The 13,516-nt window shown below is 70.2% G+C and carries 14 protein-coding genes; 1 reads left to right on the forward strand and 13 read right to left on the reverse strand.

The features are described 5' to 3' along the window. Window positions 1–21 precede the first annotated feature (21 nt). The 13 genes from IWX89_RS16860 to IWX89_RS16920 form a co-directional block, all read right to left on the reverse strand. Window positions 22–810, reverse strand: a complete 789-nt coding sequence (locus IWX89_RS16860; protein WP_134507423.1) for a pseudouridine synthase — start codon at window positions 808–810, stop codon at window positions 22–24. Beyond that, window positions 807–1,475 carry an SMC-Scp complex subunit ScpB gene (locus tag IWX89_RS16865; protein ID WP_196904696.1) on the reverse strand — a complete coding sequence of 223 codons (669 nt, stop codon included), beginning with the start codon at window positions 1,473–1,475 and terminating at the stop codon, window positions 807–809. The genes IWX89_RS16860 and IWX89_RS16865 overlap by 4 nt, the downstream gene beginning before the upstream one ends. Then, window positions 1,465–2,274 carry a ScpA family protein gene (locus IWX89_RS16870; protein WP_196904697.1) on the reverse strand — a complete coding sequence of 270 codons (810 nt, stop codon included), beginning with the start codon at window positions 2,272–2,274 and terminating at the stop codon, window positions 1,465–1,467. Before IWX89_RS16870 ends, IWX89_RS16865 begins: the two co-directional genes overlap by 11 nt. Beyond that, complete coding sequence (locus tag IWX89_RS16875; RefSeq protein ID WP_196904706.1) at window positions 2,258–3,175, reverse strand: ParA family protein; 918 nt, start codon at window positions 3,173–3,175, stop codon at window positions 2,258–2,260. Before IWX89_RS16875 ends, IWX89_RS16870 begins: the two co-directional genes overlap by 17 nt. A gap of 82 nt (window positions 3,176–3,257) precedes the next feature. Beyond that, window positions 3,258–4,163: a site-specific tyrosine recombinase XerD gene (xerD, locus tag IWX89_RS16880; RefSeq protein ID WP_196904698.1), complete on the reverse strand. Its 906-nt coding sequence runs from the start codon at window positions 4,161–4,163 to the stop codon at window positions 3,258–3,260. Beyond that, entirely contained in the window at window positions 4,160–4,840 is a 681-nt protein-coding gene (locus IWX89_RS16885; protein ID WP_374220536.1) for an NUDIX domain-containing protein, read from the reverse strand. Before IWX89_RS16885 ends, xerD begins: the two co-directional genes overlap by 4 nt. Window positions 4,841–4,843: 3 nt before the next feature. Then, window positions 4,844–6,556, reverse strand: a complete 1,713-nt coding sequence (locus tag IWX89_RS16890; RefSeq protein ID WP_374220537.1) for a CTP synthase — start codon at window positions 6,554–6,556, stop codon at window positions 4,844–4,846. A 29-nt stretch (window positions 6,557–6,585) separates the two neighbouring features. Further along, window positions 6,586–8,283, reverse strand: coding sequence for a DNA repair protein RecN (recN, locus tag IWX89_RS16895; protein WP_196904700.1), 1,698 nt, complete (start codon window positions 8,281–8,283; stop codon window positions 6,586–6,588). A 45-nt stretch (window positions 8,284–8,328) separates the two neighbouring features. Further along, complete coding sequence (locus IWX89_RS16900) at window positions 8,329–9,246, reverse strand: NAD kinase (RefSeq protein ID WP_196904701.1); 918 nt, start codon at window positions 9,244–9,246, stop codon at window positions 8,329–8,331. A 4-nt stretch (window positions 9,247–9,250) separates the two neighbouring features. Beyond that, window positions 9,251–10,177 carry a TlyA family RNA methyltransferase gene (locus IWX89_RS16905; protein WP_231383433.1) on the reverse strand — a complete coding sequence of 309 codons (927 nt, stop codon included), beginning with the start codon at window positions 10,175–10,177 and terminating at the stop codon, window positions 9,251–9,253. Between the two features lie 11 nt (window positions 10,178–10,188). Continuing rightward, on the reverse strand, window positions 10,189–10,404 hold the full coding sequence (locus IWX89_RS16910) for a hypothetical protein (RefSeq protein ID WP_196904709.1): 216 nt from the start codon (window positions 10,402–10,404) through the stop codon (window positions 10,189–10,191). A gap of 16 nt (window positions 10,405–10,420) precedes the next feature. Further along, window positions 10,421–11,446 carry an HAD-IIA family hydrolase gene (locus tag IWX89_RS16915; protein WP_196904702.1) on the reverse strand — a complete coding sequence of 342 codons (1,026 nt, stop codon included), beginning with the start codon at window positions 11,444–11,446 and terminating at the stop codon, window positions 10,421–10,423. Next, window positions 11,421–12,248: a hypothetical protein gene (locus IWX89_RS16920; protein ID WP_231383434.1), complete on the reverse strand. Its 828-nt coding sequence runs from the start codon at window positions 12,246–12,248 to the stop codon at window positions 11,421–11,423. The genes IWX89_RS16915 and IWX89_RS16920 overlap by 26 nt, the downstream gene beginning before the upstream one ends. On the opposite strand from IWX89_RS16920, the gene IWX89_RS16925 reads away from it, so the two are divergent. Beyond that, entirely contained in the window at window positions 12,213–13,409 is a 1,197-nt protein-coding gene (locus IWX89_RS16925; protein ID WP_196904703.1) for a hypothetical protein, read from the forward strand. The genes IWX89_RS16920 and IWX89_RS16925 overlap by 36 nt on opposite strands. Window positions 13,410–13,516 lie beyond the last annotated feature (107 nt).

Consider the following 13,516-nt stretch of genomic DNA (forward strand, 5'->3'; position numbering starts at 1 on the left):
TGGTTCTCCTGGTGTTCGGAACTAGTCCTTGGTTTCGGCGCGGGACACGGTGAGCAGCTGGCCCAGTTCCGCCTTGGTCAGGTCGCGCACGTCGCCGACCCGAAGGGTGCCGAGGTGCAGCGGGCCGAACTGGCGGCGCACGAGGTCGACGACGGGGTGGCCGACGGCCTCCATCATGCGGCGCACGATCCGGTTGCGGCCGGAGTGCAGGGTGAGCTCGACCAGGCTGAAGCCGTCGCCGGGAGGGCTGGTCAGGATGCGGGCCTTGTCGGCGGAGATGGGGCCGTCGTCGAGTTCGATGCCGCTCTGCAGCAGGCCGATGGTCTGCGCGGACACGCGGCCCTCCACCTTGGCGATGTAGGTCTTGGTGACGCCGAACGAGGGGTGCGCGAGCACGTGCGCGAGGTCACCGTCGTTGGTGAGGATGAGCAGGCCGCTGGTCATCGCGTCGAGGCGGCCGACGTTGAAGAGGCGTTCCTCGAACTGGTCGGTGAACTCGCGCAGGTCGGGGCGGCCGCTCTCGTCCTGCATGGAGGAGACCACACCGACGGGCTTGTTGAGCATCACGTAGCGGCGGGTGGTGTCCAGCTGCACGGCGATGTTGTCCACGGCGATCTTGTCGGTGTCGGGGTGGATGCGACGGCCGAGTTCGGTGACGACCTTGCCGTTCACGCGCACCCGGCCGGCGGCGATCAGGTCTTCGGAGACGCGGCGGGAGGCGACGCCGGCGGAGGCCATGACCTTTTGCAGGCGCACGCCGTCAGCGGCGGCATCCGGGTTGGTCGGGGTGCCCTGGGGGTCGGTGGTCATGGAAGATCCTCAAATCCGTCTGCGCCGTCTGCGAGCAGGGGCGAAATGTATGGCAACTCGTCCAGCGAGTTGATTCCAAGCTGGCTGAGCAATAGGTCGGTGGTGGCGTAGTTGATCGCGCCGGTCTCGCTGTCGGTGAAGGCCTCGGTGATCAAACCTCGACCCAGGAGGGTGCGCACGACCGAGTCAACATTAACGGCCCGAATCGAGGCTACAGCGCCGCGGCTGATTGGTTGCTTGTACGCGATCACGGCGAGGGTCTCGAGGGCGGCCTGGGACAGCCGGCTCGGGTTCTGGGTGAGCACGAAATCGGCGACGACCAGGTCGTATTCGGGACGCACGTAGATGCGCCAGCCGCCGGCGACTTCGCGCAGTTCGAAACCGCGGCGCACGGTGCCCGCGACGCCGTCGAAGTCCGCGACGAGGCGGGCGATGGCGGCCTTGACCTCTTTCAGGGGCCGGTCGACGGCCGTGGCCAGGTGGATCAGGCTCTGCGGTTCGTCGGCGACCATGAGCAGGGCCTCGAGTTTGCGCTCGATCGGGGCAAGCCCACCCCCGGCATCCGGAACGGTGCCGGCCAGGGCCGGGCCGGTTGCCAGGTCGGTTGCCGGACCGGTTTCCAGGTCGGCGGTGGGGTCGCTGGTGTGCACGGCGTCAAGCGTCATAGTCGGCTCCGAGGTCGGCGAGGTTGGCTTCGGACCAGTTTTCGGCGCTCCAGTGCAGGCTGAGGTCGCCGAGCGGTTCGAGCTGGTCGAAGGAGATGGCGCCGTGCCGGTAGAGCTCCAGCACGGCCAGGAAACGGGCGATCACGACGCCCTTGAGTTCGGCGCCGACGATGAGTTCGCGGAAGGTGAGGGTCTCCCCCGGGCGCAGCATCGACACGATGTAGGCCGCCTGTTCCCGGATGCTCACCAGCGGCGCGTGCAGGTGGTCCAGTCCCACGGTGGGCAGCTCCCGCGGGGTGAGCGCGAGCGCCGCGAGGGCGGCGAAGTCGCCGAGGGAGAGGGTCCAGACCAGTTCGGGCGTCTGCGCGCGGTACTTCTCCTCGAGCCGCACCGAGCGCACGTGCCGGGTGGCCTCGGTGTCCATCCGGCCGAGGAACCAGGCCGAGGCGGTCTTGAACGCGCGGTACTGCAGCAGGCGGGCGAACAGCAGGTCGCGGGCCTCGAGCAGGGCCACGTCCTCCGCGTCGACGAGTTCGCCCTGCGGCAGGAGCCCCGCGACCTTGAGGTCAAGCAGGGTCGCGGCGACGACGAGGAACTGGGTTGCCTGGTCGAGTTCTTCGGTCTGGTCGAGCCCGCGCAGGTAGCCGATGAACTCGTCGGTGACCTGGCTGAGCGAGATCTCGGTGATGTCGAGCTCGTGCTTGCTGATCAGGCTGAGCAGCAGGTCGAACGGGCCCTCGAAGTTGCCGAGGGCAACCGAGAATGGTTTCGGAGCGGCCGCGTCAGGCGACGGCGCCACGCTGGATCAGTTCCCGCGCCGCCTGCTTGTACGCCTTGGCTGCCGCGTGCTCTGGCGCGAACTCGGTGATCGGAACACCGGCGACGGATGCGTCGGGGAACTTGACCGTGCGGCCGATGACGGTCTCGAGCACGCTGTCGCCGAACGCGTCGACGACCCGCTCGAGCACCTCGCGGGAGTGCAGGGTGCGGGAGTCGTACATCGTGGCGAGGATGCCGTCCAGTTCGATGGCCGGGTTGAGCCGGTCGCGCACCTTGTCGATGGTCTCGATCAGGAGGGCGACGCCGCGCAGGGCGAAGAACTCGCACTCGAGCGGGATGAGCACGCCGTGGCTCGCGGTCAGCGCGTTCACGGTGAGGATGCCGAGCGAGGGCTGGCAGTCGATCAGGATGACGTCGTAGTCGCCGGAGACCTTGCGCAGCACCCGGGCGAGGATCTGCTCGCGGGCGACCTCGTTGACGAGGTGCACCTCCGCGGCGGACAGGTCGATGTTGGCCGGGATGATGTCGAGGTTCTCGACCGAGGTCTTCTGGATGGCGTCGCTCGGGTTGACCGAGCCGCTCAGCAGCAGGTCGTAGATGGTGGTGACGTCGTGCGTCGGCACGCCGAGGCCGGCCGAGAGCGCGCCCTGCGGGTCGAAGTCGATGGCGAGCACGCGGCGGCCGTATGCGGCCAGGGCGGCACCCAGGTTGATGGTGGTCGTGGTCTTGCCCACGCCGCCCTTCTGGTTGCACAGCGAGATGATCCGCGCGGGGCCGTGGCTCTTGAGGGGCTCCGGCTCGTCGAATTCGCGTTTCGGGCGCCCGGTAGCACCTACTGGTACGTCCTCGAAACCGGGGAGTAGTATCCGGTCACCCTGCTTACGCGCCACTGAGATGTCCTCGATCCGTCCTGCACCCATCACTGTGTCGAGTGTAGCGAGCGGATCGGCTCCCGCTCGCAAGGATCGCCGAAAAGCGCCGCTCCAGCCCCGATCCGGTTGGTCAGCGGGCGCGCGGGTGCGCCGTCGTGTACATGTCGCGCAGGGTGTCGACGGTGACCAGGGTGTAGATCTGGGTCGTCGCGACCGACGAATGCCCGAGCAGCTCCTGCACGACCCGCACGTCGGCGCCGCCGGCGAGCAGGTGGGTGGCGAAGGAATGCCGGAGCGTGTGCGGCGACACGTGCCCGTCCAGGCCCGCACGCTCCGCGGCGGCCCGGATGATCAGCCACGCGTTCTGCCGGCTCACCCGCTGGCCGCGGAGGCCGAGGAACAGCGCGGGAGTGGCCTTGCCGCGCCCGGAGAGCAGCGGCCTGGCCCGCACCAGGTATGCATCGATGGCCTTCCGGGCGAAACTGCCGACCGGCACGATCCGCTGCTTGTCGCCCTTGCCGGTGAGCCGCACGACATCCTGCTCGAGCACATCGTCCACGTTGAGGTTCACCGCCTCGGAGACCCGGGCGCCCGTGGCGTAGAGCAGTTCGAGCAGGGCCTTGTCCCGCAGCGCCTGCACGTCGTCGCCGTCGGTGGCGTCGAGCAGCGCGGTCACCTGTTCGATCGAGATGGCCTTGGGCAGCCGGGTGCCGAGCTTGGGCCGTTTCGACTCGTGCGCGACATCCGTTTCGACCGTGCCCTCTTCGAGCAGGAACCGGTGGAATCCGCGCACGGTCGAGAGGATGCGCGCGATCGACGCCGCCGTCAGCGGCGACTCCTCGCGCAGGCCGAGGAACCGCACGAACTCGGACACGTGCAGCGAGGTGATCGCCCGCAGGTCGGTGAGCTCGTGCCCGGCGAGCCAGCCGGCGTAAATGACGAGGTCCCTCCGGTACGCGGCGACCGTGTTGGCGCTCAGCGCGCGTTCGATGGCGACATGCCGCAGGTACGAATCCACAGCCGCCGCGACGTTCACACCGAGTGGTCCCAGTTGACCGGATGCCGCGGCCACGGGGTGTCCGCGGCGGCCAGCGAGTTCCAGCCGCGGGCCCGGGACGCGTGGGCGGCGAGCACGCCGATCACGAGCGACGGGTTCTGCAGCCGGCGGGCGAGCACGGCGTCGACGCAGTCGTCCAGCGGCACCCAGCGGATCTCGATGTCGGCTTCCTCTTCGGTGCGTTCGAACGCGTCGGAGGAGGCGGCCAGGCCGCGGGCCAGGTAGATCCGGATGACCTCGTTGCTGCCGCCCGGCGAGGTGTAGAACTCGCTGAGCACGTCCCAGTCGGCGGCGGTGACGTCGGCCTCCTCGGCGAGCTCGCGCTGCGCCCCGACCCGCGGGTGTTCCCCGTCTTCGTCGAGCAGCCCGGCGGGGAGTTCCCACTCCCGGGCGCGCACGGGGTGCCGGTACTGCTTGATCAGCAGCACCCGATCCTCGTCGTCGAGGGCGAGGATCGCGACGGCGCCGGGGTGGTCGAGGTACTCGCGCACGATCCCGGAGCCGGCGTAGTCGAACGTGTCGCGGCGCACGTCCCAGACCTTGCCGTCGAAGACGATCCCGGTGTCGGTGACGGGCGCGAACGCGAACTCGTCGGCGAGCAGCGCCGGGGACGCCGCGCCGTCGGTGTTCTCGGCGTTCAGCGCGGTGTCGACCAAGGCCTAGGCCTCGACCTTGACCTCAACCTCGAACAGGCGGCTGGCCTGCTGGCGATCGAGGGCCGCGCCGATCAGGCCGCGGAACAGCGGATGCGCGTGGCTCGGCCGGCTGCGCAGCTCGGGGTGAGCCTGCGTGCCGACGTAGAACGGGTGCTCCTCGCGCCTCAGCTCGACGTACTCGACCAGGTGGCGGTCGGGTGAGGTTCCGGAGAACCACATGCCGGCATCCGCGATCTGTTCCCGGAACGCGTTGTTCACCTCGTAGCGGTGACGGTGCCGCTCGGAGGCCTCAGGGGCCCCGTAGAGCTCGGAAACGAGCGAACCCTCGGCGAGGGTGGCCGGGTAGAGGCCGAGGCGCATGGTGCCGCCCAGGTCGCCGCCGGCGATGATCTCGACCTGCTCCTCCATGGTCGCGATCACGGGGAACTCGGTTTCCGGGTCGAACTCGGAGGAGGAGGCGCCGATCAGGCCGGCCTTGTTGCGGGCGTATTCGATCACCATGCACTGCAGGCCGAGGCAGAGGCCGAGCACGGGGATCCCGTTTTCCCGGGCGAACCGCAGGGCGCCGAGCTTGCCCTCGATGCCGCGCACACCGAAACCGCCGGGCACGCAGATGCCGTCGAGTTCGCTGAGGAGGCGGGTCGCACCCTCGGCGGTCTCGCATTCGTCGGAGGCGATCCAGTTGATCTTGACCTTGGTCTCGTTGGCGAACCCGCCGGCGCGGAGGGCCTCGGTCACCGAGAGGTAGGCGTCGGGAAGGTCGATGTACTTGCCGACCAGGCCGATGGTGACCTCGTGCTTGGGCTCGCGCACGGCGTCGAGCACCTTCTGCCAGGCGGTCCAGTCGACCTTGGTGACCGGGAGATCGAGGAGGTCGGTGATGTACCGATCCAGACCCTGGTCGTGCAGCATGGTGGGGATCTCGTAGATGCTGGGCACGTCGATCGCGTTGACGACGGCGTCTTCGTCGACGTCGCACATGAGCGCGATCTTGCGCTTGTTCGACTCGGAGACGGGCCGGTCGCTGCGCAGCACGAGCGCGTCGGGCTGGATTCCGATCGAGCGGAGGGCGGCGACGGAGTGCTGGGTCGGCTTGGTCTTCTGCTCGCCGGAGGCCGCCATGAACGGCACCAGGGACACGTGCACGAAGAAGACGTTCTTGCGGCCGAGCTCGTGGCGCACCTGGCGGGCGGCCTCGAGGAACGGCTGGGACTCGATATCGCCGACGGTGCCGCCGATCTCGGTGATGATCACGTCGGGGCGCGGCTCGTCGTCGGCCTGGAGACGCATCCGGCGCTTGATCTCGTCGGTGATGTGCGGGATGACCTGCACGGTGTCACCGAGGTACTCGCCACGGCGTTCCTTGGCGATCACCTGTGAGTAGACCTGGCCGGTCGTGACGTTGGCGGCCTGGTTGAGGTTGATGTCCAGGAACCGCTCGTAGTGGCCGATGTCGAGGTCGGTCTCGGCGCCGTCGTCGGTCACGAAGACCTCGCCGTGCTGGAACGGGTTCATCGTGCCCGGGTCAACGTTGAGATAGGGATCGAGCTTCTGCATGACGACGCGCAGACCGCTGGCCGTCAGAAGATTGCCGAGGCTTGCCGCCGTCAGGCCCTTGCCCAGTGAGGAAACAACACCACCGGTGACGAAGATGTGCTTGACCGTCGGATTGGGATCGGTGCTGTCTGATTTGTCCGTGCTTTTATTTTCCACCACGGGCTTCGACTCTATCACTGTGGGTTGACCTATCCGTTGGCGCGGGCGAGGGAAATGAGCTCACGGGCGTGCTCGAGCCCGCTCGCGGAATCGGGCAGCCCGGAGAGGAGCCGGGCCATCTCGGCGGCCCGTTCGTCGCCGTGCAGCTGACGCACGCTGCTGGCCGTGACGGCGCCGTCGCTGTCCTTGACGACGCTGAGGTGGTTGCCGGCGAACGCCGCCACCTGGGCGAGGTGGGTGACCACGATCACCTGGGCGGTCTCGGCGAGCCGGGCGAGTCGACGGCCGATCTCGATCGCCGCCGCCCCGCCGACTCCGGCATCGACCTCGTCGAAGACGAACGTGGGCACCGGGTCGGTCGCGTTGATGACAACCTCGATCGCGAGCATCACCCGGGAGAGTTCGCCGCCGGATGCCCCGCGCGCCAGGGTGCGCGGCTCGGCGCCGGCGTGCGGTCGCAGCAGGATCCGCACGAGGTCGCGGCCCGTGGCGGTGATCTCCGGCCGGCTGTCGATCTCGACGACGAGGGCGGCATCCGGCATGGCCAGGGCGCCCAGTTCGGCGGTGACGGCCGTTCCGAGGCGTTCGGCGGCGGCGAGACGGATGCCGGTGAGCCGGTCGGCGAGCTCCTCCACGACCAGCCGGTCGGCATCGGTCTCGGCGCGGAGGGCGTCGATGCGGTCGGTGTCGCTGTCCAGTTCGAGCAGCCGGGCGCTGCCGGTGTCGAGGAAGTCGATGGCTTCGTCGAGGCCGCCGTCGTATTTGCGGGCCAGCGCGGTGAGGACCGCCCGGCGTTCCTGCACGACCTCGAGTTCGCGGGCGCCGTCGGCGTCGAGGCCGGCGAGGTAGCTGGAGAGCTGGGCGGCGACGTCGGCGACGACGAAGCCGGCTTCCGCGAGGGCCGCGGCCATCGGAGGCAGGGCCGGGTCGTGCTCGCCGGCCCGTTCGAGCTGGCGGCGGGCGGAGTCGAGCAGGGCGACGGCATCCGGGAGCCCGTCGGGGTTCTCCTCGGCGGAGAGGAACTCGCGCGCCTGCGCGGCCGCGACCCGGAGCTCTTCCAGGTTGCCGAGGCGTTCGGCGCGCGCGGCCAGTTCGTCGTCTTCGCCGCCCTGGGGTGCGACCTGTTCGATCTCGTCGATCGCGTCGCGGAGCTCGACGGCTTCCTGGCTGCGCTGGTCCTGCTCGTCGACGAGCAGGGACAGTTCGCCCTGGCGGTCCTGCCAGCGGTGGAAGACCTCCGTGAACCGGCCGAGGGTGTCGGCGAGCTCGGGGCCGGCGAACCGGTCGAGCGCCGCGCGCTGTGCCGTCGCCGAGCGCAGGCGCACCTGGTCGGACTGGCCGTGCACGACGACGAGGTCGCCGCCGAGGTCGCTGAGCACGCTCGCGGGGGCGCCGCGCCCGCCGACGACGGCCCGGCTGCGGCCCTCGGCGGAGACCGAGCGGCTGAGGATGAGTTCGCCGCCGTCGAGGTCTCCCCCGGCGTCCCGCACCCGGCTGGCGACGGCGCCGTCGGCGGGGATCAACCAGCGGCCCTCGACCCAGGTCTGGGCCTGGCCCTGGCGCACGAGCCCGGGGTCGGCGCGTTCGCCGAGCAGCAGGCCGAGCGCCGTGACGACCATGGTCTTGCCTGCGCCGGTCTCACCGGTGACCGCGGTGAACCCCGGGCCGAGCGGCAGGGTCGCCTCGGCGATCACGCCGAGGTCCCTGATGATGAGTTCGTCGATCATGACCGGGGCCCGCTCCCGCTCCGCACTCGGGACTCGGTCAGGGGCTCACTCACGCCCGACCGGGCCTCTCCAGCCGGTGACCGGCAGGTTGAACTTGTTCACCAGGCGGTCGGTGAACGGGCCGCTGTGCAGCCGGGCCAGGCGCACCGGGATGGGCGAGCGGCGCACGATCACGCGCGCCCCGGGCGGGAGGTCGTGCACGCGGCGCCCGTCGGCGCAGAGCACGGCGGCGGCGCCGGTGCGGGCGACGACCTCGACGGCCAGGGACGAGTCCGGGCCGACGACGAGCGGGCGGGCGAAGAGGGCGTGCGCGCTGAGCGGCACGAGCAGCAGGGCGTCCAGGCTCGGCCAGACGATCGGGCCGCCGGCGGAGAACGCGTAGGCGGTCGACCCGGTGGGCGTGGACATGACCACGCCGTCGCAGCCGAAGGAGGACAGCGGGCGGCCGTCGACCTCGATGACGACCTCGAGCATCCGTTCCCGGCTGGCCTTCTCGACCGTGGCCTCGTTCAGCGCCCAGGTCTCGTAGATGACATCGTCGCCGACCTTGACCCGCACGTTGAGGGCCATCCGCTCCTCGACCAGGTAGTCGCGGGACAGGGCGCGGCGCACGGCCTCGCCGAGGTCGTCGCGCTCGCTCTCGGCGAGGAAGCCGACGTGGCCGAGGTTGATTCCGAGCAGAGGGGCGGAGCAGCCGCGCACGATCTCCGCGGCGCGGAGGATGGTGCCGTCGCCGCCGAGCACGATGACGAGCTCGAGGTCGGTGACATCGACCGTTTCGTGCAGGATGGCCAGCTGGCCGTCGAGGGTCGGGCAGGAGGCGAGCAGGTCGGCGCGTTCGTTGAGGGCGAGCACGGGCACCGCGCCGGCGGCGAGCAACTGCTCGCACACGGTGACGGCCGCCTCGAGGGAATCCTGCCGCCCGGTGTGCGCGACGACGAGGATGTGGCGTGCTGCAGTCATGTCGTCAGGCTCCCACCAGTGCCGTTGTGCGGTCGATCCATTCTGTCGGATTCGTGCCCACGTCGCGGCTCAGCCAGCAGAGGTACTCCCGGTTGCCGGCACCGCCGGCGATCGGCGACGCGATCAGGCCGTTCGTGCGCAGGCCCAGGTCCCAGGCCGCCCAGAGCACGCCGGCGATGGCGTCGGCGCGCAGGCCGGCGTCGTGCACGATGCCTTCGCGGATGCTGCCCTTGCCGACCTCGAATTGCGGTTTGATCAGCAGCACGAAGTCGGCGCCCTGTGCGGCGGTGGCGACGAGGGCCGGCAGAACCATCGGCAGGGAGATGAAGGAGAGGTCGGCGACCACCAGGTCGGCCTGGGTGTCGACGCCGGATGCCGCGGCGAGCGACTCGGCGGTGGAGTAGCGCAGGTTGAAGCCCTCGACGAGCGTGAGCCGGGGTTCGGTGGCCAGAAGCGGCGCGAGCTGGCCGTGGCCCACGTCGACGGCGAGCACGCGGGCGGCACCGCGTTCGAGCAGCACCTGGCTGAACCCGCCGGTGGACGCCCCGGCATCGAGCACGGTGCGGCCCGTCACCGGCAGGGCGAAGGCGTCGAGCGCGGCGATGAGCTTGTGGGCCCCGCGGCTGACGTAGTGGTCGGTCGCGGCCACCTCGATCAGCTGCGTGCCCCGCACCTTGGCGGATGCCTTGACGACCGGCTTGCCGTCGACCGTGACGAGTCCGCCGGTGATCAGCTGCGCGGCCACCGTGCGGGAGCGGGCCAGGCCGCGCTCGGCGAGGGCGGTGTCGAGGCGCTGGTCGGGAGCACGCTCGGGCAGGAAGGCGCCGGGCGGGGCCTGCTCGGGCTCGCCCTGGCCGTCCTGCGGCTGGCCGGCATCCGGCTGGTTCATTGGTTCAGGCGCGGTGGACCCGGCCTGGCTGTCGTCGTTCATCGGGTTCCCGGTCATGCGTCGGCCGATCGCGGAACGTCGCCGCCCTCGAGGTGATCGCGCAGACGGTCGTGCAGTTGCACGTACGCCGAGGCGCGCTCCTCGAGCGGCTGGTTCTCTATCGCGTCGAGTGTGGAAACGAACTCCGCCGGCTCGCTGATCGAAGCGTCGGTCGACGGAGTGCGCGGCGCGGGCGCCGGTCTCGGCGTCGGGGTGGAGTGCTCTGTCACGCCTCCAACGTTACCGTCAGAGATACAGTCGCTCCGGAACATTCAGCCCGTAGATCGGGCGCCCGGAGGCCCAGATCACGGCGCAGGCGGCGCGGAGCAGGTTGATCGCACCGTCACCTTCGGCGACGACCTCGACATCCGCGCCGCGCAGGCGCACCGTGGCGCCGTCGACGGTGGCCGAGGTGCCGTCCTTGGAGAACACGGTCTCCGGATACGGCTCGTGCAGCTGGCGCAGGTCGTCGAGGATGTAGCGGGGCCGGGAGGCGGCGTCGGCCGCGAGGGCCTGTTTCGCCTTGTCGATCCCGGTGAGCACGAGCACTGCGGGGATGCCGGCCCGGTTCGCGCCGAGGATGTCGGTGTCGAGGCGATCGCCGATGAACAGGGGCTGGCCGGCGCCGAACCGGTTGACGGCCTCAGTGAAGATGGCGACCTCCGGTTTGCCGGCCACGATCGGCAGGCGCCCGACCGCGGTGTGCACGGCCGAGACGAGGGTGCCGTTTCCGGGCGCGATGCCGCGGGCCACGGGGATGGTCCAGTCGGTGTTCGTGGCGATCCAGGGGATCTCGACGCCGTCGGCCCGCGGGTGCAGCGCGAACGCGGCCTCGGCGAGGTCCTTCCAGCCGAGGTCGGGCGAGAAGCCCTGGATGACGGCGGCCGGCTGGTCGTCGGCCGATCGGGTGACGGCGAAGCCGCCCTTCTCGACCTCGACGACGAGACCCTCGCCGCCGATCACGAGCACGAGCGCGCCCGCAGGCACCTCGTCGGCCAGGAGGCGCACGGCGGCCTGCGGTGAGGTGACGACATCCGTCGCCACCGCCCCGAGGCCGAGCTCGCTCAGGTGGTCGGCGACGGTCTGGTCGGTGCGCGACGCGTTGTTGGTGAGGTAGCCCACCCGCATGGTCTCGGCCGCGCGGTTGAGGCTCTCCACCGCGAACGGGATCGCGCCCGGGCCGGTGTAGACGACACCGTCGAGGTCAGCGAGCACCACGTCGACGCCGGACAGCGGGGTCTTCGGCTCAGCCACGCGGCGACGCCTCAGCATCCTGCTCCTCGTCGTCGCCGGTGGTCGAGCTTGTCGAGACCTCCCCATCGGTGTCCTGCTCGTCGTCGTCGAACTCCTCGTCGTCGAACTCGTCGTCCTCGATCTCGAGGATCTCGATGGTCTCGTCCGCATCCGACGCGCCTGACACGGCCGCATCTGCGCGCTCGGCGCGTTCGGTCCAGAGTTCGGCCTCGTCTTCACGGCCGAGCTCTTCGAGCACCTCGGCGTAGGCGGCGAACAGCTCGGCGCTGTAGGAGAACGCGGTCTTCGGGTCCAGCTGCGGAATCTCGAGTTCGCTCAGCGCGGCCTCGGTCTCCCCCAGGTCGAGACGGGCGCCCGACATCGCAATGGCCAGGGCCACCTGAACGGATGCCGGCAGGGTCGCCCGGTCGACGGACCGGCCCAACTCGAGCGCGCGGTCGGGGCGTCCGACGCCGCGTTCGCTGTCCACCATCAGGGGAAGCTGGTCGTTGGAGCCGGAGATCCTCCGGTAGGTGCGCAGTTCGCGCAGGGCGAGGGCGAAGTCGCCGGTCGCGTAGGCGGTGATCGCCAGGCTCTCGCGCACCACGGCGATGCGGCCGGCCCGACGGGCGGCCGACATGACGTGGCGGTGAGCCAGCTCCGGATCCTCGTCGATGACGCGGGCGGCCATGGCGAGGTGACGGCCGACGGCCTCCGCGTTGTCCTTGCTCAGGGTCTTGAGCTCGTTGCGGGCAATCCGGTCGAGGTCCTGCGACGTGATGTCGTCGGGAAGTTCCGGGTCATCGTGGCGGGGACGCACCGAACGCAGCTCACGCTGCATGCGCTGCTCCTCGGTCATCTCCTCTTCGACGACGCGAGCGTCACGATCCCCGCGCGCCGGAGCGCCCTCGCGGGTCCACAGCTTCTTGCCGGCGTCACGCGGGGCGCCGGCACGGTTCGGCGATCCGCCGCGCTGCGTGGCATTGCCCCACGGCTTGCGGTCGCCATCCGTGCGGGGGCGCTCGGTGCGTTCGCCGTCCTTGGCCCAGGGCTTGCGCTCGGCACCACCGGACGGACGGTCGGAGTTGCCACGGTACGGAGCCCGCTCGCCATCCTTCGCCCACGGCTTGCGCTCGGCACCACCGGATGGACGATCGGAATTGCCGCGGTACGGAGGACGCTCGCCACCCTGCTGCGGGCGGTCGGAGTTGCCACGGTACGGGGGACGTTCGCCGCCACCGGACGGACGGTCGGAGTTGCCACGGTACGGAGCCCGCTCGCCATCCTTCGCCCACGGCTTGCGCTCGGCACCGCCGGACGGACGCTCGGAATTGCCACGGTACGGGGGACGCTCGCCACCACCGGACGAACGGTCGGAATTGCCACGGAACGGAGCCCGCTCGCCATCCTTCGCCCACGGCTTGCGCTCAGCGCCACCGGACGGACGATCGGAATTGCCGCCGTACGGAGCCCGCTCGCCACCCTGCTGCGGACGGTCGGAGTTCCCACGGTAAGGGGGACGCTCGCCATCACGCTGCGGGCGATCAGAGTTCCCGCGGTACGGAGGACGCTCGCCATCACGCTGGGGACGGTCAGAGTTCCCACGGTACGGAGGACGCTCGCCATCACGCTGAGGGCGATCGGAGTTCCCACGGTACGGAGGACGCTCGCCACCCTGCTGCGGGCGATCGGAGTTGCCACGGTAGGGAGGACGCTCGCCACCCTGCTGCGGGCGATCGGAATTGCCACGATAGGGCGCACGCTCACCGCCGCCGCTCTGGGCGCGGTCGTTGCGACCCTGATAACCGCCGGAGCCGCGTGCGCCACCCGCGGGAGGACCGGACTGGCGATTGTCGCCGCCGCGTCCGCCCTGAGGCCGGCCACCCTGATTGCCGCCGGAACGCCGGTCGTCCCGGCCGCCGTTTCGTGCGTCGTCTCCGTGCGTACCTGTAGGGCTCACTGTGTCTCCTGTGTAATTGGTCTGCCTTTTCGACTGCCTTGAACAGCGTAAGGCTTAACGCAAAATGGCCACCCATCGGGTGGCCATTTCGCTTGTTGCTAAGTTAAGTCCGGCGGTGTCCTACTCTCCCACAGGGTCCCCCCTGCAGT

The organism is Cryobacterium sp. MP_M3, from assembly GCF_015752155.1.
Lineage (GTDB): Bacteria > Actinomycetota > Actinomycetes > Actinomycetales > Microbacteriaceae > Cryobacterium.